This window comes from Dactylosporangium sp. NPDC006015 (genome assembly GCF_040614215.1).
Classification (GTDB): Bacteria; Actinomycetota; Actinomycetes; order Mycobacteriales; family Micromonosporaceae; genus Dactylosporangium; species Dactylosporangium maewongense.
The window spans coordinates 69088-90836 of the sequence record NZ_JBEXUD010000051.1 but is presented as its reverse complement, the minus strand read 5'-3'; the positions used below and the strand labels follow the sequence as shown (position 1 = coordinate 90836).

Annotated in this window: 18 protein-coding genes; 15 read left to right on the top strand and 3 right to left on the bottom strand. The window is 73.1% G+C overall.

Annotation, left to right across the window (positions count from 1 at the left end):
- The first annotated feature begins 159 nt into the window (after positions 1-159).
- The gene (locus ABZ321_RS49115) at positions 160-1017 is read left to right on the top strand and encodes a carbohydrate ABC transporter permease (RefSeq protein ID WP_344499060.1); all 858 of its coding nucleotides are present in this window, start codon (positions 160-162) and stop codon (positions 1015-1017) included.
- Here ABZ321_RS49115 and ABZ321_RS49110 read toward each other — a convergent pair.
- Positions 964-1644 carry a hypothetical protein gene (locus ABZ321_RS49110; protein WP_344499058.1) on the bottom strand — a complete coding sequence of 227 codons (681 nt, stop codon included), beginning with the start codon at positions 1642-1644 and terminating at the stop codon, positions 964-966. The genes ABZ321_RS49115 and ABZ321_RS49110 overlap by 54 nt on opposite strands.
- Before the next feature lie 60 nt (positions 1645-1704).
- Complete coding sequence (locus ABZ321_RS49105; RefSeq protein ID WP_354903297.1) at positions 1705-3924, bottom strand: MMPL family transporter; 2220 nt, start codon at positions 3922-3924, stop codon at positions 1705-1707.
- A 130-nt stretch (positions 3925-4054) separates the two neighbouring features.
- Here ABZ321_RS49105 and ABZ321_RS49100 point away from each other — a divergent pair, with 130 nt between their 5' ends.
- A complete protein-coding gene (locus tag ABZ321_RS49100) occupies positions 4055-4768 on the top strand; it encodes a TetR/AcrR family transcriptional regulator (protein WP_354903296.1) in 714 nt (237 codons plus the stop codon).
- A 45-nt stretch (positions 4769-4813) separates the two neighbouring features.
- Here ABZ321_RS49100 and ABZ321_RS49095 read toward each other — a convergent pair whose 3' ends face one another.
- Complete coding sequence (locus tag ABZ321_RS49095; protein ID WP_354903294.1) at positions 4814-6325, bottom strand: fibronectin type III domain-containing protein; 1512 nt, start codon at positions 6323-6325, stop codon at positions 4814-4816.
- 173 nt (positions 6326-6498) lie between these two features.
- Between ABZ321_RS49095 and ABZ321_RS49090 the strand changes: the two genes are divergently transcribed.
- From ABZ321_RS49090 to ABZ321_RS49030, 13 genes are all read left to right on the top strand, one after another.
- A complete protein-coding gene (locus ABZ321_RS49090) occupies positions 6499-7167 on the top strand; it encodes a hypothetical protein (RefSeq protein WP_354903300.1) in 669 nt (222 codons plus the stop codon).
- 40 nt (positions 7168-7207) lie between these two features.
- The gene (locus tag ABZ321_RS49085; protein ID WP_354903293.1) at positions 7208-8008 is read left to right on the top strand and encodes an alpha/beta fold hydrolase; all 801 of its coding nucleotides are present in this window, start codon (positions 7208-7210) and stop codon (positions 8006-8008) included.
- Positions 8009-8075: 67 nt separating this feature from the next.
- On the top strand, positions 8076-8759 hold the full coding sequence (locus ABZ321_RS49080; RefSeq protein WP_344499048.1) for a hypothetical protein: 684 nt from the start codon (positions 8076-8078) through the stop codon (positions 8757-8759).
- Positions 8760-8771: 12 nt separating this feature from the next.
- Complete coding sequence (locus tag ABZ321_RS49075) at positions 8772-10706, top strand: sensor histidine kinase (protein ID WP_354903291.1); 1935 nt, start codon at positions 8772-8774, stop codon at positions 10704-10706.
- A gap of 28 nt (positions 10707-10734) precedes the next feature.
- On the top strand, positions 10735-11382 hold the full coding sequence (locus tag ABZ321_RS49070; RefSeq protein ID WP_344499044.1) for a response regulator transcription factor: 648 nt from the start codon (positions 10735-10737) through the stop codon (positions 11380-11382).
- A gap of 103 nt (positions 11383-11485) precedes the next feature.
- A complete protein-coding gene (locus tag ABZ321_RS49065; protein WP_354903290.1) occupies positions 11486-12358 on the top strand; it encodes a hypothetical protein in 873 nt (290 codons plus the stop codon).
- Positions 12310-13281, top strand: a complete 972-nt coding sequence (locus ABZ321_RS49060) for a GMC oxidoreductase (RefSeq protein WP_354903288.1) — start codon at positions 12310-12312, stop codon at positions 13279-13281. The genes ABZ321_RS49065 and ABZ321_RS49060 overlap by 49 nt, the downstream gene beginning before the upstream one ends.
- Before the next feature lie 18 nt (positions 13282-13299).
- Positions 13300-13944 (top strand): hypothetical protein, encoded by a 645-nt coding sequence (locus ABZ321_RS49055; protein ID WP_354903287.1) that lies wholly within the window; start codon positions 13300-13302, stop codon positions 13942-13944.
- A 260-nt stretch (positions 13945-14204) separates the two neighbouring features.
- Positions 14205-15482, top strand: coding sequence for an effector-associated domain EAD1-containing protein (locus ABZ321_RS49050; RefSeq protein ID WP_354903285.1), 1278 nt, complete (start codon positions 14205-14207; stop codon positions 15480-15482).
- Between the two features lie 29 nt (positions 15483-15511).
- Positions 15512-16630 (top strand): effector-associated domain EAD1-containing protein, encoded by a 1119-nt coding sequence (locus ABZ321_RS49045; RefSeq protein WP_354903284.1) that lies wholly within the window; start codon positions 15512-15514, stop codon positions 16628-16630.
- Positions 16631-16632: 2 nt separating this feature from the next.
- Positions 16633-17583: a MoxR family ATPase gene (locus ABZ321_RS49040; protein WP_354903282.1), complete on the top strand. Its 951-nt coding sequence runs from the start codon at positions 16633-16635 to the stop codon at positions 17581-17583.
- A gap of 8 nt (positions 17584-17591) precedes the next feature.
- On the top strand, positions 17592-18764 hold the full coding sequence (locus ABZ321_RS49035; protein ID WP_354903280.1) for a VWA domain-containing protein: 1173 nt from the start codon (positions 17592-17594) through the stop codon (positions 18762-18764).
- Positions 18761-21715 carry an FtsK/SpoIIIE domain-containing protein gene (locus ABZ321_RS49030; protein WP_354903278.1) on the top strand — a complete coding sequence of 985 codons (2955 nt, stop codon included), beginning with the start codon at positions 18761-18763 and terminating at the stop codon, positions 21713-21715. The genes ABZ321_RS49035 and ABZ321_RS49030 overlap by 4 nt, the downstream gene beginning before the upstream one ends.
- Positions 21716-21749: the final 34 nt, after the last annotated feature.

The following is a 21749-nucleotide window of genomic DNA, read 5'->3' as shown; positions in this document are numbered from 1 at the left end:
AGGCCTCGAACTGCTGTCCGTCGCCGTCACCCAGAACATCGTCGGCGAGACCCAACGCATCGGCTTCGGCTCCACCCTCGGCGTCATCCTGCTCGTCATCTCGCTCGTGCCGATCACGCTGTTCCTGTATCAGGCGTTCCGCCGCGAGGAGGCCCGCTCATGACCCGCCGCCCGTGGCGCGTGGCGTCCCAGGCGTTCATGCTCGTGATGATCGCGCTGTGGCTGACGCCGATCCTGTTCGCGCTGTACGTGGCGCTGCGGCCGATCGCCGACACCAACGCGCACGGCTACGTCTCGCTGCCGTCCGGCCTGACGCTGTCCAACTTCCGCGCCGCGTGGACCCAGTCCGACATGTGGCGCTTCTTCCTCAACTCGCTGATCGTCACGGTGCCGGCCGTGGTGCTGACCCTGTTGCTGGCCTCGTCGTTCGCCTACGTCGTGGCCCGGCTGCGGCTGCGCTGGAACATCGCCCTGCTCATCCTGTTCACCGCCGGCAACCTGCTGCCGCAGCAGGTCATCATCACGCCGCTGTTCCGCCTGTACCTCGCCATCCCGCTGCCGCACTGGGTCAGCGAGAGCGGCCTGATGTACAACTCGTACGTCGGCCTGATCGCCATCAACGTCGCGTTCCAGCTCGGGTTCTGCGTCTTCGTCCTCAGCAACTACATGAAGACCCTGCCGCACGAGCTCGACGAGGCCGCCGTCGTCGACGGCGCCGGCGTCTGGACCCGCTTCTGGCGGCTGACCCTCCCCCTGTGCCGCCCGGCCCTCGCCGCCCTCGCAACGCTGCTGACCACCTGGATCTACAACGACTTCTTCTGGGCGATCACGCTGATCTCCACCGGCGACAAACGCCCCGTGACGTCGGCACTGGCCAACTTGCAGGGGCAGTTCGTCGCCAACCAGAACATGATCGCGGCGGCCGCACTGATCGCCGCGATCCCCACGCTCGTCGTCTACGCGTCACTGCAGAAGCACTTCATCGCCGGCCTGTCCCTCGGCTCGACCAAAGGCTGACAGCGGCGTCACTCGGCTCATGCCCGCATTGCCGGGCGTGACCGGCGCCGACCCGAGCGCATTCGCGTCGAGACCGTTGCGGACGTGCAGCCCGACGTCACCGGTGGCGAACCACAGGCCCTCGGTCAGCCAGCCGGCGACCTCCGGCAGCGGCGCGTCGTCGTTCGTGGTGCCGCCGGGAACCGGGCTTCCGGGCACCTCGACCTCCGTGTAGAGGATGTCGCCACCGCCGCTGAAGAACGGGCTCTCGGTCACGCCGATCTCTGTCACCACCCGGCCGACGATCGCCGCGACCAGCCCGGGTGCCGACGACCGCCATGCATAGGGCCCGCCGACACCGATGTCGAGCGGCGCCGCGAAGTCGATCGTGCCCCACGTGACCGACAGGTGGTCCCAGGTCTTCCATTGCAGCTCCAGCCGCGACCCGTCGTCGAAGACCAGCACGAGCGGGATGTCCTCGAACCACCGGTCCCGGGTGACGTCCCAGCCGGTCCAGCCCTCGGTGACCCGCCGTCCGACCAGCGCGAGGAGCCGGTCGCGCTGCCGGCCCAGCTGCACCGGCGCCGGCAGGTAGTCCGACCGCCAGCCGGACCGCCGCTCATCCCACGGCACTTCGTCGATGTCCATTGCCGACATTGTATGAACACCGGTGCGGCAGACGGGTCCGCCTGCCGCACCGGTCAGGTCTCAAACCGTGGTGGTCGCCAGTTCCTTCGGCTCGGCGGGGAGGTGGTCCTGGGCCTTGCCCTCGACGTGCAGCTCGGGCAGGAGACGGCCGAGCCAGGCCGGCATCCACCAGTTGACGCGGCCGAGGATGTGCATCGCGGCCGGGACGAGCAGGAGGCGGACGACCGTCGCGTCGAGGAGGATCGCGGACGCCATGCCCACGCCGATGACCTTCAGGACCAGGTCGGGGCTGGGGATGAAGGCGGCGAACACCGCGATCATGATGGCGGCCGCGGCGGTGATGACGCGGCCGGTGCCGGCGAGGCCGTCGGTGACGGCGCGGGCGTTTTCGCCGGTGCGGGTCCAGACCTCGCGCATGCGGCTGACGAGGAAGACCTCGTAGTCCATCGAGAGGCCGAACAGGACGGCGAACATCAGCACCGGCACGAACGCCGGCAGCGGCGTCTCGGTGTCGATGCCGACCAGCTTGCCGGCCCAGCCGCCCTGCAGGACGAGGGCGACCACGCCGTACGCGGCGGCGACCGACAGCAGGTTCATCACCGCCGCCTTCAGCGCCACCGCGACGCTGCGGAACGACACCAGGAGCAGCAGCATCGACAGCAGGACCACGCCACCGATGAGCAGCGGGATCCGCCGGGCGATGTTGGCGGTGCTGTCGATCGCCGTGGCCGTCATCCCGCCGACGTGGACGTCGGCGCCGGTGCCGGCGACCGTCTGCGGCAGGATGTCGCGGAGCCGCTCGACGAGGTCCTCGGTGCGGGAGTCCTGCGGGCCGGTACGCGGCAGCACCGTGATGACCGCGGCGGTGCCGTCCTGGTTGACCTGCGCGGGCATCGCGGCGGCCACCCCGTTGACGCCGGGGAGGGCGGCGGCGAGCTTGTCCAGCGCCGTGGTGTCGCCGGGGCGGGTCAGCTCGACGGCGAGCACGAGCGGGCCGTTGGCGCCCGGGCCGAAGCCCTCGGCGACCATGTCGTAGGCCTGGCGGGTGGTGGTCTCGGCGCGGTTGTTGCCCGCGTCCGGGAAGCCGAACCGGACGCCGAGGAACGGTGCGGCAAGCGCGAGCAGGATCGCCACGCCGAGGAACGCCGAGACGAAGCGGTGCCGCTGGATCAGCCCGCTCCAGCGCAGCCAGCCCTTGCCGGGCTCGACGTGCCCGCCGGCGGCGACCGTCACGGCGCCCCGGCGCAGCAGCGGCAGGCGCAGCTTGTCGACGTGCCGGCCGAGGTACCCCAGCAGCGCCGGGAACAGGGTGACGCTCGCGACCAGCGTGACGAGGACGCCGAGGATCGTGACGAGCGCCGCGCCGCGCATGAACGACAGGCCCATCGCGAACAGGCCGAGCATGCTGACGATGACCGTGCTGCCGGCGACCATCACGGAGCGGCCGGCGGTGTCGAGCGTCGCGACGGTCGCCGCCTCGGGGTCGAGGCCGGCGGCGCGCCACTCGCGGAAGCGGGTGACCATCAGCAGCACGTAGTCGATGCCGATGCCGATGCCCATCATGGTCGCCAGCGACGTGGACCAGTCGGGCGCGTCGACGAAGCGGATGAGGACCCCGGTCAGCGTGGCGCTGACGGCGAGCCCGGCGACGGCGACCAGGACCGGCAGGCCGGCGGCGATCACGGAGCCGAACATCAGCAGCAGGATGACGATGGCGGCGGCGAGGCCGATCCCCTCGGAGCCGATCTCGCCCTGCTCGGCGCGCTGGATGCTCTGCCCGCCGAGGGCGACCGTCAGCCCGGCGCGGCTCGCCTCGGTGGCGATGTCCATCAGGCGCTGACTGTCCTCGACCGGCATGTCGTCGGGGTTGACCACGTCGAGGCGCAGGTCGGCGACCGCGGTCCGGCCGTCCTGCGAGATCCCGCCGGGCGCGGCGAACGGGTCGGCGACGCCTGCGACGTGGGGCGCGGCCGCGAGCTTCGCCAGGAGCGCCTGCACGTCGCCCTTCACGCCGGCGACGCCGTTGTCGGCCCGGACGACGACCGCGACGGTCGCGCCGGACTGGCTGGTGAAGCGCTCCTCGAGCAGCCGCGTCGCGGCCTTGGAGTCGGAGCCGGGCGCGGAGTAGTCGGCGGCGAAGTCGCCGCCGAAGAAGTTGGACAGCGCGAACGCCGCGGCGAGCGCGACGACCCACGCGACGACGGTCCGGCCACGCCGCCGGTACGCCACCCGGGCGAGCCGCCCGAGCGGGCCGAGCGCTGGGTTCGGGAGGTCGGTCATGATCCCTGCCTTCAGCAGTGAATGGGCGTCAGTTGCGTTATGCCTATTAACCAACATGACGACCCGTCGCTTGTCAAGCGCCTTCACTTCTGTAACGATGCTTAACGCAACGGTCATCAGGAGGACACCCATGAACACACCCAGGCGGGAGAAGGCGCGCGCGGCGACCATCGACGAGATCAAGCACACCGCCCTCACCCACATGCGGGAGCAGGGCACCGTCGACATCCGCTTCGCCGACATCGCCCGGGCCATGGAGATGACGCCGCCGGCGCTCTACCGCTACTTCGCCGACCGGGACGAGCTGCTCAGCGCCCTCATCGCCGACGCGTACGACGACCTCGGCCGCTGTGTCGCCGAGGCCCGCGACGCGGTCCCCGCCGACGACGTGGGCGGCCGGTTCATGGCGGTCGCCGGCTCGTACCGTCAATGGGCCCGGCAGGATCCGCAGCGCTTCGCCCTCATCCTCGGCATGCCCCTGCCCGGCTACGCCGCCCCAGTCGACGGCCCCACCACCGAGGCCGCCCAGCGGGCGATGTCACAGCTGTCGTCGCTCTTCCTCGAGGCCCAGGCGCAGGGCGTGCTCGGGCGCCCCCGGCTGCGCGACGTGCACCCCGCCATCGCCGCGTGCGCCGAGCAGAAGCACCAGCAGTCGGGTGTACCGGTCTCGGCGGAGACCTTCCAGGCCATGCTGCACGCCTGGTCGTCACTGCACGGCTTCGCCGCCCTGGAGGCCTACGGCCACTTCGACTGGATCACCGAGGAGGGCCGCGACGCCCTCTTCGACGGCCACGCCCGCCTCACCGCCGAGACCGCCGGCCTCCCCGCCCCCAGGACCCTCTGAGCTGGACGGTCTCCGACAGCGAACCTGACGCGGGCGGCGGGTGGGTCAGCCGGCGACGCGGCGGCCGCGGGTGACGGCGGCGGTGACGAGGCCGGCGAGGGCGAGGGCGCCGAGGCCCAGCAGGGCGAGGACGCCGGGCCGGGTCCGCCGGCCGTCGCGGGTTTCGGCGGTGGCCGTGACGACGGCGGTGTCAGTTGTACCGTTCGGCAGGCCGAGCAGGGCGCCGAAGCCGTCGGTGGCGCCGTGGTGCTGGGCCGCCGTGCCGGCCTGGGCGGTGTCGCGGCCCTTGTCGGTGCCGGGGAGCCGACGCGTCGAGTCCGGTGTGGTCCGGTGCTGCGCGGCGCGGTTCGCGTCCTGCGCGGCGCGGTTCGGGGTCCGGGCGGCGGCGTTCGAACCCGGCACGGCACCGTTCGCGGTCTGCGTCGCGCCGGTCGCACCCTGGGCAGCACTCTGGGTCGTGCCGGTCGCGCCCTGGGCAGCGGTCTGCGTCGTGCCGGTCCCGCCCTGGGCAGCGGCTTGCGTCGTGCCGGTCCCGCTCTGGGCAGCGGCTTGCGTCGTGCCGGTCCCGCTCTGGGCGGCGGCCTGGGTCGTGCCCGTGCCCTGGGCAGCGGTCTGGCTCGTGCCGGTCGCGCCATGGGAAGCGGTCCGGGGCGTGCCGGTCGCGGTCTGCGCGGCGGGCCGGGTGGCGGGGTTCGTGCGGGCCGCGCCGGTCGAGGCCGGGGCGGCCTGGTGCGGGTCGCGGGCGGGTTCGGTGGCCGGCGCCTTGGCGGGAGTCGTCTGGGCGGCGGCGGGGGCTCCGACCGTGGCCGGGGCGGACAGCGCACTCAGGACCGAGCTGCGGGCGCCGGAGTCCGGGACGGCGATGGCGCGGACCGTGAACGAGTACGTCGCGCCCTGCGTCAGCGCCGGCACGACGCAGCTCGTCGCGGCGCTGGTCCTGGTGCGGCAGGTCTTGGTGGCGTCCTCGATCGCGGCGACCTCGAAGTGGTCGACGATGCCGGTCTCGCCGATGTTGACCCTCCACGAGACCTTCAGCGACGAAGGGGACTGGGCGGTGACCGCGACCGCGGTCGGGGCGGCGGCCACCTGCTGCACGGGGGTCGACAGGGCGGCGGCGCCGGGGGCGGACGAGCTGCCCGCGGGGGCCTTGCGCGGCGGCTTCGCGGCCGGCTTGTGCGCGGCCTTGCGAGGCTTGGTTTTCGCCTTGGCCTTGGCCTTCGTGGCGGGCTTCGAGGCGGCCTTGGTGGTGGTGTCGGCCTTCGCGGGCGCCTTCGGGTTCGGGGCGGCGGGGAGCTTGCCGGCCTTGCGGTCGTTGACCTCCCGGTCGCCGCCGGTCGCGTGTACGCCGTGGCTGCGCACCTCGGTGCCGCCGTCCGGGCTCGGGCGGTTGAACTGGCCGGGACCAGCGAACGCCGTGCCCCCGGTCGCGCCGACGACGACGATGCCCACGGCCGCCAGCGCGAGACCGGCCCGGGCGGCGCGGGCGGCCTGAACGGCCCGGGCGGCACGGAAAGCACGGACGGCACGGCGAGCGGGGCGCGGCACGGATCTGGTCACCACGGTAACGGTCCCCTCTGGAGCATTCTGGACAAATGCCTACCGAAGGTAATGTAGCGACTACTCGGCGTGTCCGGGCGACATTCGCCGGTGGTGCTGTGACAGTTGATCGGATCCGGGGTGATCGGCCGATCCGGGCGGTGGCGGCCCGGCGATACGCTGCCGCCGTGACCATGCCCCCCGATGACCGGCGGCCACCCGCACCCTGGTCCCCGCCACCGGGTCCGCAGCCCTGGACACCCCCGCCGCCGCAGCAGCAGGCGCAGCCGCATCCGTACCCGCCGCCGCACCACCTGCCGCGGCGGGGCAACCCGCCCCGGGGCGGCGGCCTCCTGCCCTGGGTCGTCGGCGCGGCGATCCTCGGCGTCCTCGCACTTCTCGTCGGCGCCGCCGTCATCGTGGTCCGCCTCGCGAGTGACGACGGCGACGACCCGTCCGTGGCGGCGCCCCCGGCGACCACCGCCGCACCCGCGACCACCGCGGCGGCGACGCCGGCGACGGGCGAGACCGTGCCGCCACGGCTGCCGGAGCGGCCCGAGACGTCGACGCCGCCGGCGCTGCCGGAGCTGGCGACCCGGCCGGTGACCGAGGAGGGCACGCTCAGGTCCGGGACCACGGGCGCCGCCACCGCGGTCACGTTCGTCAACACGCGCAAGGACGCGGTCACCGTCCACTGGCTCGACTTCGACGGCAAACGCGTGCGCTACCAGCAGATGCCGCACGACACGTCGTACACCCAGCAGACGTACGCGAGCCACGCGTGGCTGGTCTGCGGCTATGACGAGACGCCGCTGCTCATCGTCGTCGCCGCCGCGCAGCCGGGGCTGGTCACGATCCGGTAGCGGCGGCAACCCGGGCCGCGCCCCGACGGTCCACACCAGCATGAGACGCATCGGACTCGGACTGCTGGCGGTGGCCCTGCTCTCCGGCTGCGGCGGCGACCCAGCCGCGGCACCAACCGGGGCAGCGCCTGCGGCACCGTCGACGGAGGCGTCCGCGCCGCAGGCGGCGCCGAGCCCGACGGACCGGCGCTGCGCCGACCCCGAGCTCAACGACAAGCAGGTCGCGTTCCCGGGCAACGGCGGCTTCCTGACCGGCGTGCTGCTCGGCGCGGCCACGAGCAGGACCGTGCTCGTCCTCGCGCCGCAGGCCAGCGCCGACGCGTGCTCCTGGCTGTCCTGGGCCAGGCAGGAGGCCGCCGCCGGCTACCGCGTCCTCGCCCTCGACTTCGCCGGCGAGGGCCGCTCCCAGCGCGGCGACGGGGGCAAGCCGTCCGCCGACGTCCTGCGGGCCGTCGCGTACACGCGAACCCTCGGCGTCGAGAAGGTCGTCCTCATCGGCGCGTCCCGCGGCGGCACCGCCTCCCTCGTCGCGGCGGCCGCCGCCGAGCCGCCGGTGACCGCCGCCGTGAGCCTGTCGGCGCCCGCCACCTACGCGGGCGAGGACGCCGCCGCCGCGGCCGCCCGGATCGCCGTGCCCGTCCTGTACGTCGCGGCCACCGGCGAGACCTCGTTCGCCGCCGACGCGCAGACGATGTACAGCGCGACCACCGACCCGCGCCGCCGCATCGCCCTCGTCCCGGGCCGGCTGCACGGCACGTCGCTGCTCACCGTCACCGCCGACGGCACCGCCGAGGCTACCGCGGCCGTCACCGAGTTCCTGAAGGCCAACGCGGCTCCCTAGTTGTCCCGGGTGGGTGGGATCAGCTGACCCATGCGGCCCGGGACACCGGACCGGCACGCTCACTGGCATGACGAACTCAACCGTGCCGGACCGCTCCGCGGCGGCCGTACAGACATACACCGCGCCCCGCCGGGGCTGGGCGCTCACCGGCGCCATCGGCGGGCTCGCCGGCGCCGTCGGCATCTTCCTCGGCGCGAATCTGACCGCCGACGTCGGCGACGGCATCAAGGACAACGCGCAGCTCGTCGCGGCGATCGTCGCGCACCGCGACCTCGTCTGGGTGTACCAGGTGAGCAGCGTGATCGCCGCCGTGAGCCTGATCGTGTTCGCGGCCGGGCTGCGCCGGCACCTCGCCGTGCAGGAGCCCGCCGGCAGCCTCGTGCCCGGGATCGCGGCCGCCGGGGTGGGGCTCGTCGCCGTGGCCGCGTTCATCGGCGGCGGCATCTGCACCGAGCTGTACTGGGCGCTCGGCGAACCCGACCGCTGGGACCCCGACACGATCGCCGCGCTGGTCGAGGTCTACAACACGATCGGCTGGCTGTGGGCGGGCGCCGGGCTCGCCGCCGCCGCGGTCGCCGTCGGCGGGTTCCGGCACGGCTCGGCCAGCAGGTGGCTGGCGGGTGCCAGCGCCGTCCTCGCGCTGCTCGTGGCCGCGACGCAGGCGTTCCCGGTGCAGTACGCGTCGCTGTTCCCCGGCGCGCTGTGGGTCCTCGTCGCAGGCCTGGGGTTCGGGCTCCGGAAAGCTCGTTAAGGTCGGTAGGCGATGCACCGTGCAGCCTGGGCCACCCTCGCCGTCGCGGGCGCGGCGGTGTGGCTGGCGATGGCCAACGGCGCCCCGCTCGCCGGCGTCAGCCATCTGTTCGCCGTCTCCGCCTGTACGGTCGCCGGCGGCCTCGTCCTGCGGCAGCGGCCGGCCAACCCGTTGGGCCGGCTGCTGCTGCTCGGCGCCGCGTGCTTCGTGTTCCTGGAGGCGTTCGGCCAGTACGCGATCCGCGGCCTGCCGGGCGCGACCGCGGCGGCGTGGCCGCAGACCTGGCTGTGGGCGCCCGCGAACCTCGCCCTGGCCGCGGTGCCCGCGTTCTTCCCCGACGGCCGCCCCGGCCGGTGGATGCGCCGGGCACTGTGGACGGTCACCGCCCTCGCCGCCGCCGCCGCGGTCACCGGCGCGCTGAAGCCGGGGCACAACGACCAGGTCGGGCCCGACGGCCTGCCCAACCCCCTGGGCGTGGCCGGGTTCGGCGGCGTCGCCCCGGTCGTCGAGTCCGTGTTCACCGTGGCGGCGGGCCTGCTGTTCGTCGCCGGCGCGGCCGGGGTCGTCGCCGAGGCCGTCACCGCGACGGGAGCCAGGCGCGCCCAGGCCCGCTGGCTGGCGTACTCGATCGGCCTCGTCGCGCTCGTCGTCGTCGGCCGGCTCGTCGCCGGGCTCACCGACAGCCACCGGGACAAGATCTGGCCGGCCGGGAACGTGTGGTGGGACCTCGCCGGCAGCGTCTCCCTCGCGCTCGTCCCCGCCGGGATCGGCGTCGCCGTGCTGCGGCACCGGCTCTTCGACATCGACCTGCTGATCAGCCGCACCGCCGTGTTCGTCGTGCTGACCGGCGGCGTCAGCTGCGCGTACCTCGTCATCGTCGGCTCCCTGGGCGCCTCGTCCGTGGTGGCCGCGGTCGCCGCCGCCCTGGTCTTCGGCACGGCCCGCACCTGGGTGCAACGCCGGGTGAATCTGCTGGTGTACGGCGAGCGCGACGACCCCTACACGGTGCTCGCCAGGCTCGGTGAACGGCTCGCGCAGACCCAGGACCCCCTGGCCGTCCTGGCGACGAGCACCGCGACGGTCCGGGAGGCGTTGCAGCTGTCGTACATCCGCATCGACGCCGACGGAGGGCGCTCCTACGAGATCGGGACCCGACCGGCGGAGCCCGTCGAGCTGCCGCTCGTCGCCGGCGGCGTCACCGTCGGCACGCTGCTCATCGGCCCGCGGCCCGGCGAGCCGGCGCTCGGCCCCCGCGACCTGCGGCTGCTCACGGACGTGGCCAGGCACATCGGGCCGGCCGTGCAGGCCGGCCGGTTCGCCGCCGACCTGCAGCGCTCCCGCGAACAGCTCGTCCAGGCGCGGGAGGAGGAGCGCCGCCGGCTGCGCCGCGACCTGCACGACGGCCTCGGCCCCACCCTCGCCGGGCTCACGATGCGGGCGGAGACCGCCCTCGCGGTCGGCCCGGACGCGGCGGAGCGCCTCCTGGAGGAGATCGTCCGGGACGCGGAGACCGCCATGGCCGACGTGCGCCGGCTCGTGGAGGGCCTGCGCCCGCCGGCCCTGGACACGCTCGGGCTGCGCGGCGCGCTCGTCGGCCACCTCGCCGGCTGGCCGCCCGGCGGGCCGCGGGCCGGCGTGGACGCCGCCGACGACCTGCCGGCGCTGCCCGCCGCGGTGGAGGTCGCGGCGTACCTGATCGCGGTCGAGGCGCTCAACAACGCCCGCCGCCACGCCGGCGCGACCACGGTCCGGCTAGCGTTGCGGGTGGACGGCGACCGGCTGTGGCTTTCGGTCACCGACGACGGCCGGTTCACGACCAGCGGGGCGGGGGTGGGCATGCATTCGATGCGCGAACGCGCCGACGAGCTCGGCGGCACCCTCGACGTGACGGCCACCGACGACGGCACCACCGTCACCGCCACCCTGCCGATCGGAGGCATCGCGTGAGCGGCCCGGAGCGCAGCGGAGGGAAGGCGTGAGCGAGTCCGTCCGGGTGCTGATCGTCGACGACCACGCGCAGTTCCGGGCGGGGCTGCGGGCGTTGCTCGCCACCACCGGCGAGGTCGAGGTCTGCGGCGAGGCGGCCAGCGGCGAGGAGGCCCTCACCGCGCTCGCCCGCGCGCAGCCGGACGTCGTGCTGCTCGACCTCGCGATGCCCGGCATGGGCGGGATCGCCGCGACCCAGCGCATCCTGGAGGCCAGCCCGCACGTGCGCGTGCTGGTGCTGAGCATGGCCGACGACGACGACTCGGTGTTCGCCGCGCTGCGTGCCGGGGCTCGCGGGTACGTGCTGAAGGGCGCCAGACGGTTGGAGATCATCCGTGCGGTGAAGGTGGTCGCCGACGGCGAGGCGATCTTCGGCCCGGCGATCGCGACCCGGCTGATGGGCTACTTCGCCAACGTCGACCGGGACCCGCCCACCCCGGCCATCCCCGGGCTGACCGCGCGGGAGCACGAGATCCTCGCGTTCGTCGCGCAGCACCTGACGAACCCGCAGATCGCGCAGCGGCTCGGGCTGAGCCAGAAGACGGTCCGCAACCACGTCTCCAACATCTTCGCGAAGCTGCAGGTCGCGGACCGCGCCCAGGCCATCGACCTGGCCCGCGAGGCCGGGCTGGGCTGATCGATTCCCAAGATCCGCGGCCGGTGGCGCCGGTAGGCTCGCTGGTGCCGGCCCCCTCCCTTGGTTTGGACCTCACCCCACCATCACGGAGGTCATCGAAGCCATGCACACCGCAGCATCGACCCCGAACGCCAACTACGGCTACCCGTTCCCCGGCCCGCAGCGGCCGACCGGCCAGGACGTGATGGACAACGTCTTCTTCGTCGGCGCCGGCGACTGGGAACGCATCCGCGCACAGGAACGCTTCGACCACATCGTCATCGGCACCGGGCACTGCGGCCTGGCGTTCGCCGAACAGGTCCTGCAGCGCCGTCCCGAGGCCAGGATCCTGATGCTGGAGCGCGGGACGTTCTTCCTCGCCGAACACTTCCAGAACCTGCCGCTGCCGTACGAGCAGACCCTCGGCGGGCTGTCGGAGACGTTTCCCTGGACGCTCTCGTCGCGGACCGTCAACGGCAAGCACATCCGCTGGCAGCACGGCATGGTGCCGTTCGTCGGCGGCCGGTCCATCATGTGGAGCGCATGGTGCCCGCGGCCGACGGAGGCGGAGATGGCCGGCTGGCCACGGCCGGTCATCGACGTCGCACACGAGTACTTCCGCTCCGCGGAGCGGCTGCTCAACGTCGTGTCCGCCGGCGACATCGACAGCGGCCCGACGGCCCCGCCGCCCGGGCTCCGCCCCGTCTTCGGCGCGCTGCAGCACCGGCTCACCGACCGCCTCGCCGAGGACCTGCACCGGATCCCGGCCGCGACCCGGGTCATGCCCGGCCCCTGGCGGTCGGCGCGCCGCAGCTGCACGGCCTGGACTTCGACAAGTTCGCCACGCCCGGCCCGCTGCTCGGCCTCGTCGACCGGCAGCGCCGGCTCGCCGTCGAGGGGCACGGCAGCCCGCTGCACATCCTCACCGACTGCACCGTGCGGCGGATCGTGTCACAGGACGGCCGGGCGACCGCGCTCGACACCAGCCGCGGCATGATCACGGTCGGCGACGCCGACGTGGTCCTCGCCATGGGCACGCTGCCGCCGACGACGTTGATGCTCAACTCGTTCCCGCAGCTGCGGCACGCCGGAGAGCGGTTCACCGCGCACTTCATCAGCGCCGTCGTCGCCCGGGTGCCGCGCCAGGACTACCCGTTCCACGGCGAGATCGCCGACCTGGAGCTCGGCGCCATCTACCTCGCCGGCCTCGACGAGGGCAGCCACGGCCAGTTCCACGTGCAGCTCACCGTCCTCGCCGACCGCGACCCGCAGGCCAACGCGCAGACCGCGGCCCGCCACATGCCGGACGTCGTCGCGACCGCCACCCCGGAGCAGCTGCGCACGTCGACCGACCACGTGGTCTTCGTGTGCGCGGTCCTCGGCGAGCTCGACGCCGACAACCCCGACAACTGGCTGCACCGCCACCCCGACGGGCCCGACGCCGAGGACCCCACCACCAACGTGCTGCTGCAGGTCGTGCAGAACGACCGGGACGGCGCCACCTGGGACACCATGGACACGGCGACGTTCGCGATGCTGGAGGAGGTCCTGTCCCCGAAGGGCGCCGAGCGGGTCGAGTACTGGCACGTCGACCCCGATGGCCGGCACGGCCGCTGGCTGCCGCACCGCCCGCCGACCGACCAGATCCGGGTCCCAGCCCTGGTCCATGAGGGCTCCACGATGTGGATCGGCGAGCACGACGACGCCCCCGTCGGCCTGGACTACCGCCCGCGCGGCGTCGACAACGTCTACGTCACCGGCGGGTCGCTGTGGCCGCGCGGCGGGTCGTGGAACCCGACGATGACGATGGTCGCGCTCGCCCAGCACCTCGCCGACCTGCGCACCGACGCGGCGAAGAACCGCTCCCGCGACCCTTACGGCTCCCTCGAACAGCGGCACACGCCGTACACCATGTCCTGAACCATCTATCCTGCACCGGTGGACTGGCTCGACTACCTCGGCTGGGCCGGCTCGGCGGTGCTCGTCTGGTCGCTGTCCCAGGCCCGTCTCCTGCGCCTGCGGGTGCTCAACCTGATCGGGTCCGTCGTCCTCGTCGTCTACAACGCCGCGTTGAGTGTCTGGCCGATGGTCGGCCTCAACGCGGCGATGACGGCCATCAACACCTACTACCTGTACAAGATGCTGCGGACCCGCCACGACGAGGCCACCTACACCGTCGTGCAGGTCGGCACCGACGACACGTTCCTCGCCCACGTCCTGCGCGTGCACTGGGCGGACCTGGCGAAGTTCAACCCGTCGTTCCGGTTCGACGACAACCCCGACCGCGCCGCCTTCCTCATCACCCGCGCCGACGAGGTCGTCGGCGTCCTCTTCCTGCGCCCCGCCGACGGCCCCGACGCCGAGGGCGTCGCCCAGATCGAGCTCGACTACGTCACGAAACGCTTCCGCGACCTCAGCCCCGGCGAGTTCGTCTTCCGCAGCAGCGGCCTGCTCACCGCCCGCGGCTTCCACCGCGTCCGCACCCCACCCGGCATGCTCGCCCCGTACTACGGCCGCCTGGGCTTCCACCGCGTCGGCGACCACTACGAACTGGAGCTGCCCGGCACGCCGTCACCGGCTTGAGCCGGACCACGTCGGCGGCGGGCAGCACGTCGCCGCTGCCCGCGTGCCGGAGCCGAACCGCGCCGTCGGCCGCGAGCAGGTACGCGTCGATGGCGGCGGCGAGCGTGGCGGTGACGCCCCACTCCCGACACGGAGGAGCCGCCGGACGGACAGATGTCGTACAGTGGCAGGCACTTCCGATCCCGATCGACGCGATCCGGCGGTGCCGCCGCCGGGCCTCACCGTGCGGCAGGTGGTGCCACATCGACCCGGAGCGCGCGATGCAGCGGCAGCTCATGGCGGCCATGTGCGACGCATACACGAAACGGTCCGACCTGGACCAGATGGTGTACTTCGTCATGGAGAGGAACCTGCCCGCCATCGTCGGCGACCAGGGCCTGCAGGACGTGATCTTCGAGATGATCCGCGCCGCCGCGGCCGAGGGCTGGCTGGACGAGCTGATCGACGCCGTCATCGCCGACCGGCCCGGCAACCGCTTGGTCAAGCAGTTCACGGCCGCGCACAGGCCGGCCGTGCCGGCCATGCCGGCCATGCCGGTGATCCCGGTGCCCGCACCGCCGGCCGCGGTGCCGCACGTCCGCCCGCCCGAACCGGCCCGGCGGACAACGCGCCACCTCGCCACCCGGACAGCCGTCGGCGACGGGCCGCAGCCACCGCAGCGGGAGATCGAGGCCGCCGGGGCAGGACCTGTTGCCGCGACGGACCCACCGATGGTGGTCGTCCACCATGAGCCGTATCTGATGTCTCCGGCACTGGCTGAGGTCGTCAACGCGGCGATCGCCATCGGCCGGCCGCTGCTGCTGCAGGGCGAGCCCGGCGTCGGGAAGACCCGCCTGGCCCACGCCGTCGCGTACGAGTTCGGACTTCCGCTGGAGCAGATCCCCGTCGACTTCGGCACCCGCGGCCGCGACCTGCTCTACGAGTTCGACGCCGTCCGCCGCCTCGCCGACGCCCAGACGGGTCACCTCGCACCTCCGCACGCCTACGTCCAGTTCGGTCCGCTGGGCCGCACGATCGTCCGGGCCATGCACGGCCGCCGGTCCGTGCTCCTCATCGACGAGATCGACCGCTCGGGCCCCGACTTCCCCAGCGAGCTGCTACGCGTCCTCGAGAACCTGCGCTTCGAGATCGCCGAGGCGCCGGGCGAGTCGTACGGGGTGCCGGCCGACCGGCCTGACCTCCGCCCGATCGTGATCATCACGAACAACGAGGAGCGGGCGCTCCCGAGCGGCTTCCTGCGCCGCTGCGTGACCCATATCGTCGAGCCGCCGGACGACCCGGCGACGCTCGACCAGATCCTCGCCCTGCACGGCATTGACGACCCGGACCTGCGATGGCACGCGATCCGCGTGTTCCTCCGCCTGCGGGCGATGAACCTCGAGCGCAAGCCCGGCCTCAGCGAGCTGCTCGACTGGGTCGCCTACCAGCAAACCGTCGGCGTCCGCCCGGCCAACCTGCCGTTGTTGCCGTCGCTCGGCATGCTGGTGAAGCGCCGCGCCGATCAGGTGGCCGCCGCCCGGGCGTTCGACGACGGGTGATCCGCTTGTACGGCCGCCGGCGGGACGACATGTCAATGTGTCGACCGGTTGGGGGGATCTGGCACACGCAGCGTTGTCGTACAGTGACAGTCGCTCCGGCCAGTCGATCGAAGGTGGTGCCGCATCTCCAGTCCGTTGACCGGCCGGCGCGCCCTGCCGCCGGCCCTCGCCGCGTTCTGAGGAGGTGCGGCATCGAACGCCCGCAGGTCCTGCAGTTCGCCGCCGCGATGCGTGACGCGTACACCAGCTGGTCGCAGGTCGAAATGGTGGTGTACTACGCCGGACACGACCTGGCGGCGATCGTCGGTGACGTCGGGCTCGACGCGGTCGTGTTCCGGCTGCTGCGGCAGGCGAAGGCCGAGGGCTGGCTGGACGCGCTCGTCGACGCCGTGATCGAGGATCGGGCGGGCAACGCCCTCGTCAAGCGGTTCGCCGAACAGCACGGCCGGTCCGCCGAGGTCGCGTCCAGTCTGGCGGTGCCGCCGAACGTCCGCGTCCTGGACTCCACCTACTTCGACCTGGAGGCGATCAGGAAGACGGTCGTGCACCGGGTCGTCCGCCAGCCGCCGGGACTGCACGCCATCAGCCTGGCCTCGCGCGAGGACATCCTGGTCAGCAAGTTCAGCACCTGGCTGCAGCACCTTCTCGGCGAGGCCGAACACGTCGGCACATTGACGCTGCAGCCCGAGTTCGCGCAGCCGGATCTGCGGGTCAAGCAGGTCCTGCAGCAACTGCCGGACCCGGACGACGGCGGCCGGATCTGGTCGGTCCGCGTCGATCACGCGCCGCTGGCCGTGGTCCGCGACTTCTGGCAGGGGGTCCGCGACAACTGCCCCCAGCTCGACCAGTGGTTCGTGCTGATCCTCACCGGCGCACCCGGACCCCTGTGCCTCGACGGCGTCATCGACCTGGCCGAGCCGGTGTTCGGCAACGAGGACGTCTCGGCGTGGGTCTCCGACGCCCTGATGGAGATGCGATGGGACCGCCAGCTCCTCGCGCCGTGGAGCCGCTACGTCGAACAGGAGGCGACCGTCGCGGGGGTCCTCGACGTCCTGCTCACCTACGGCGCGCTCGACAAGAGCATCGGCGCGCTGCGCAAGGATCCGCACCCGCAACGATTCCGGCACTGGCTGGAGAAGGTGAGCTGACGTTGTACGTCCACACCGTCGACACCTCGATGCGCCTCAGGGCCGACCGGCCGGCACCGGAGGTGCAGGACATCGAGGACGTCGAGGTCCACCCGATCGCCGAACAGGATCCGCCGGTGCGGCAGATGCGTCCGGAGCCGTATCTGCTGACACCTCAGCTCTGCGAGGCGGTCAACGTCGCGATCACCCTCGGCCGGCCGCTGCTGCTGCAGGGCGACCCGGGCGTCGGCAAGACCCGGCTGGCGCACGCCGTCGCGTACCGGCTCGGGCTGCCGCTGGAGCAGGCGCACATCAAGTCGACCAGTCGCGGCCGGGACCTGCTGTACATCTTCGACGCCGTCCGTCGGCTCTCCGACGCACAGCTCGGCGGCGTCGGTGGCGCGCCCTTGCCGGACCAGGCGGCCTACGTGCGCTTCGGCGCCCTCGGCCGGGCCATCGTGCGGGCCTCCTACGGCCGCCGCTGCGTGCTGCTCATCGACGAGATCGACAAGGCCGACCTCGACTTCCCCAACGACCTGCTCCGCGAGCTCGACGAGCTGCGTTTCGACATCGACGAGGTCCCCGGCGCCCGGCACCTGGTCCCACCGGACCGCGCGGACCTGCGCCCGATCATCATCGTCACGAACAACGAGGAGAAGCAGCTGCCGGGCGCCTTCCTGCGCCGCTGCGTCTTCCACTTCGTGGAGTTCCCCGACGACAGCCTCGACGCGATCCTGCAGATGCACGGCATCCGCAGCCAAAGCCTGCGGCACAACGCGATCGAGGTGGTACGCCGCCTGCGGGGCATGGGCCTCAACCGCGCGCCCGGCCTCAGCGAGCTGCTCGACTGGGCCGACTGCCTGCAGGCCGACGGCGCCGACCCCGCCAGGCTGCACACGCTGCCCAACGGCGGCGCGCTGATCAAACAGCGCGACGACCAGCTCAAGGCCAGGGAACGGCTCAGCGCACCGTGACCGCCCCGATGCCGTCGTTCGTCCGGGATCTCGTCACCCGGCTGCGCCGGCGTGGCCTGCCGCTCGGCGTCGACGACTGCGCCGCCCTGCGGACCGCCCTCGCCGCCGGGCACGGCCTCGACTCCCCCGCGAAGCTGCGGGCCCTGTGCGTCACGCTCTGGGCCAAGTCACCCCGCGACGCGGAGCTGATCAACGCCACGATGCATCTGGTACGGCTGCCGGACTGGCCCACCGCCGACACCCCTTCCCCGTCCAAGCCGGCCGACGTCGCCCTCGGTGAGCGGGCCGCACAGACCGCACCGGGCATCGATGCTCCCACCGCGGCACCCGCTCCCGAGCAGGTCGAGGAGGAGCTGACCGTCGTGGTACCGCCGCGCCACGCCGGCCCGGCCGAGCCGCCCCACTCGGGCATGACGTCGCCGTTCCTCGTCGTCCGGCCGCATTACCCGGTCGCCGAGCGGGACGTCGCGCAGATCTGGCGGCGGCTGCGGCGCCCCGTCCGCCGCGGACCGCTGACCGAGGTCGACGTCGACGCGACCGTCGACCGCTTCGCCCGCACCGGCCTCGCCGAAGGCCCGGTCCTGGTGCCCCGCCGGGTCAACGCGGCCCGGCTGCTGCTGCTCGTCGACCGCGACGGCTCCATGGCGCCCTACCACGGGTTCGTCGACCACGTCGTCGGCTCCGTCGTGCGCGCCGGGCGCCTCGACGACATCACCGTCGCCTACTTCCGCAACACCCCCGGCCGCAGCCGCGACCGCAGTGCCTTGGCGTCGCTGCCGGGCACGCTCGCCGCGGACCTCGACCCGATCCTCGACCGCGTCCCGCCGCTGAACACCGGCCGGGTGTACCGCGACCCCGAGATGCTCACCTCATGGCCCGTCGCCGACCTGCTCTCCGGCGTCACGCCCGCCACGGTGGTCGCCGCGATCAGCGACGCCGGGGCGCTGCGCGGCGCGTTCGTCACGACCCGGCTGTTCGACACCGTGGCCTTCGCCCTGTCGGTGCTGCGTCGCGGTGCCCGCCTCGCCTGGCTCAACCCCGTCGCCTCCGACCGCTGGCCCGGCACGACCGCCGGCCAGATCGCCCGGCACGTGCCGATGTACCCGCTGACCCGCGCCGGCATGTACAGCGCCGTCGATGCGCTACGCGGCCACCCCGTCCCGCTGGAGCGCCCGCTGTGACCGTCTTCGACCGGGTGTCGACGGCGGCCGCCAGGCTCGCCGAGGCCCGCGCGGCCCTCCCGCCGGGAGCCATCGAGCTGGCCTGCCACGCCGCCGTCCCCGTCGCCGTCGACCCGACCCTGCTCAACCTGCTGCGGATCAACTTCTTCGTCGACCCGCCGCACGACCTGCCGTGGTCGGTGGAGGCCGCGCTGCTGACGTCGCCGCTGTTCAAGGAGCTCGGCGGCGACCTGTACGAGATCGACGACGACCTGCGTCGCCACCTGCTCATCAGCCTGCGCACCACCTACGGCCCGGACCGCGCCGTGCAGGTGGCGCTGCTGCTCGAACGGTACTGCGACCGCCCCGGCGTCTGGGGCGCCCACCCGTTCCTGGAGCAGGCGCAGCGGCTCACCGCCATCGGCATCATCGACCCGCCGGCAGCGCTGCGGTGGCTGGACGACGCCGCCGCCGACTCCCGCACCGAGGCCGGCCTGTCGAAGGACTGGTTCGTCGCGATGCGGGGCCGCCTCGACCGCCAGCCGGACCCGGCCCTGCGCCTCGACACGGAGATGGACGAGGCGATCGCCCTCCTGCCGTCCAATGCGGCGGTCCAGCGCCTGGCCGAACTGGGCCAACTCCCCGGCGCCGACCTCGACGCCATCCGCAACGCACTCGGTTTCGTGCGCTCGGACGCGGCGGCGTCGGCCCTGGCGCTGCTGGACCGCCTGGCTGGCCCTGAGTCCTCGGACGCGGATCTGGAGGACGCACCGGTCCCGCTGACCGACCTCCTCGGCGCGTTCCCGATGTGGGACGAACACCTGGACGGCCGCCTCGTCCCAGTCCCGTTCGGCGTCGACGACGCCGGCAGGCCAGTCACGCTCGACCTGGAGCGGCACGGCCCGCACGGGTGGATCATCGCTCCCGCCTACACCGGCCGACGCCAGCTGCTGCGCACGATCGTCCTCGCGCTCGCCGCGGCCCACCCGCCGCACGAGCTGGAGCTGCTCCTCGTCGGCGCGTCCGGCGCACGGACGTTCGCCGGCCTGAAGGACCTGCCACACACCGTCGGCGTCATCCCCGGCCCGCTCACCCCGATCAGCGCCGGACGGCTCGCCGACGACATCGGCCGCGAACTGGACCGCCGCCTGCACATGCCCGCGAACCGGCCGAAGCTGGTCATCGTCATCGATAAATACCTGAACCTCCCACCACACCCGGACAGTCTTGTCGGCCGGCTCTTCAACGCCGACGACGCCGGTCTCCACGTCCTGCTGACGGACGGATCCCACGACTTCCGGTCGCCCGGGTTGCCGGAGCATCTGGGGTTCGAGATGCGACTCGAACCGAACGCGCTGCCCGGATTCGGCACCTTCACGACTCGCTCCAGCGAGCCGCAACAGTTCCGGGGCGCCGTGACGTTCCTGCCGCTCGCCCCTCCGAGGCGCGACACCGTCGCCGAATGGCTGGTCGCACGGATGTCCGCACTCGCCGGCCCGAGACCCTGGATCGCCGCGCCGGCCCCGTCCGCGCAGCCGGCGCTGCTGGACCTGCTCGGCCCCCGCCGCGTCGTCGAGGGCCGCGGCCTCACCGCCGGCTCCCAGGCCCTCTGGGGCAAGGCCGCCGGCATCGCCGGCAGCGTGGCCCGCAAGGACGGCACCGGCTACGAGCCGCTGGAGCTCGACCTCACGACCGGCAACGTGGCGATCGTCGGCATGCCGTACACCGGGCGCGTCGACGTCCTGGTCTCGCTGGTGCTGTCCCTCGCTCTGACGAACACCCCGGACGAGGTGCAGGTCCTCCTCCTCGACCACGGCGGCGGCCTGGCCCCGCTCTTCGCACTGCCGCACGTCGGGCTCGCCGTCGACGACGAGGACGACCCGCAAGCCCGAAGCGAAGCGCTGCGTGCCGCGTTGTGGTTCATCGAACGGCACCGCAGCACGCGCCGGCTCTTCCTGGTGATGAACCGGTGGGGCCCGCCCGCCCTGGCTGAGCTGCTCACGCTGGCGGCTGCCTCGCACCACCCGTCACAGGGCTTCCACATCCTGGCGTCGGCCGAGTCGTGGGACGTCGGCGGCATCGAGTCGTTCACCACGAGGATGGAGACGAAGCTCGCGGACCCGTCGACCTCCCGCATCGACGCCGACCGCGCCGCGGAGCTGCACGCCGAACGACTCGACTACGGCCTCGCCCCGGACGGCGAACCCTTCGTCATCGGTCTCATCGGCGAGCACCGCGCGGACAACCGCGACAATGCCGCCGCGCTCGCCGCCGACATCGCCATCCAGTGGACCGCCTCGGCGGCCGGCGGTCAGCGGTGGCTGGGCAGCGGACGGTTCGCGTTGGTGGTCGGCAACCTCAGGTCCGGCAGCCAGTGGTCCCCCGACACCTTCGCCATGCGGGAGAACCTCACCGGGATGGCGGAGGTGCTCGGCGACCCGTCGATCGGCGGGTTCGCCGTGACCAACACCGTCGACGCCAACCCGCGACGGATCCGTCGGGCGATCGACGAGTTCCTGTCCGATCGCACGTACACCGATCAGGTAGTGCTCTACCTGGCCGGCGACCTGCTGCGTGACCTCGACGGGCCGGACGCGGTCGCCGGGGTCGGCGTCCAGTGGCTGCGCACCCGGCTTGACGCGTGCCGGGCCCGGCGCCAGCTGGCGATCCTCGACGTCTGCACCACCGACGAAAGCGACGGCATGCGCCTCGCCGACCTGCTGAGCGTCGGCGGTGACGTCACCGGGACGTGGATGGTCGGTTCCTATCCGCCCGGCGGGCTCCCGAGGTTCACCAGCGCGCTGATCAGCGGGCTCCGCGACGGCTCGGCGGACAACGACGGCGACGGCGTCATCACCGCTGGCGAGGCGTTCCAGTCAGCGGTCACCCACGGCGTGACCGCTGACTCATGGACACCGCGGCTGCGGAGGAACGGCGTCGGGCACGAGTTCGTCATCGCCGCTGCTGTATGAGGAGCGAGGCGCCCCGGCGTGGTCTCCCGAACAG

Excerpts from the sequence above, each read along its gene's own strand:
- ABZ321_RS49075 (WP_354903291.1), top strand. The coding sequence starts at position 8,772 with ATGCACCGTGCAGCCTGGGCCACCCTCGCCGTCGCGGGCGCGGCGGTG.
- ABZ321_RS49035 (WP_354903280.1), top strand. The coding sequence starts at position 17,592 with ATGCCGTCGTTCGTCCGGGATCTCGTCACCCGGCTGCGCCGGCGTGGC.
- ABZ321_RS49085 (WP_354903293.1), top strand. The coding sequence starts at position 7,208 with ATGAGACGCATCGGACTCGGACTGCTGGCGGTGGCCCTGCTCTCCGGC.
- ABZ321_RS49100 (WP_354903296.1), top strand. The coding sequence starts at position 4,055 with ATGAACACACCCAGGCGGGAGAAGGCGCGCGCGGCGACCATCGACGAG.
- ABZ321_RS49080 (WP_344499048.1), top strand. The coding sequence starts at position 8,076 with ATGACGAACTCAACCGTGCCGGACCGCTCCGCGGCGGCCGTACAGACA.
- ABZ321_RS49050 (WP_354903285.1), top strand. The coding sequence starts at position 14,205 with ATGCAGCGGCAGCTCATGGCGGCCATGTGCGACGCATACACGAAACGG.
- ABZ321_RS49105 (WP_354903297.1), bottom strand. The coding sequence starts at position 3,924 with ATGACCGACCTCCCGAACCCAGCGCTCGGCCCGCTCGGGCGGCTCGCC.
- ABZ321_RS49065 (WP_354903290.1), top strand. The coding sequence starts at position 11,486 with ATGCACACCGCAGCATCGACCCCGAACGCCAACTACGGCTACCCGTTC.
- ABZ321_RS49045 (WP_354903284.1), top strand. The coding sequence starts at position 15,512 with ATGTCAATGTGTCGACCGGTTGGGGGGATCTGGCACACGCAGCGTTGT.
- ABZ321_RS49115 (WP_344499060.1), top strand. The coding sequence starts at position 160 with ATGACCCGCCGCCCGTGGCGCGTGGCGTCCCAGGCGTTCATGCTCGTG.
- ABZ321_RS49090 (WP_354903300.1), top strand. The coding sequence starts at position 6,499 with ATGCCCCCCGATGACCGGCGGCCACCCGCACCCTGGTCCCCGCCACCG.
- ABZ321_RS49110 (WP_344499058.1), bottom strand. The coding sequence starts at position 1,644 with ATGGACATCGACGAAGTGCCGTGGGATGAGCGGCGGTCCGGCTGGCGG.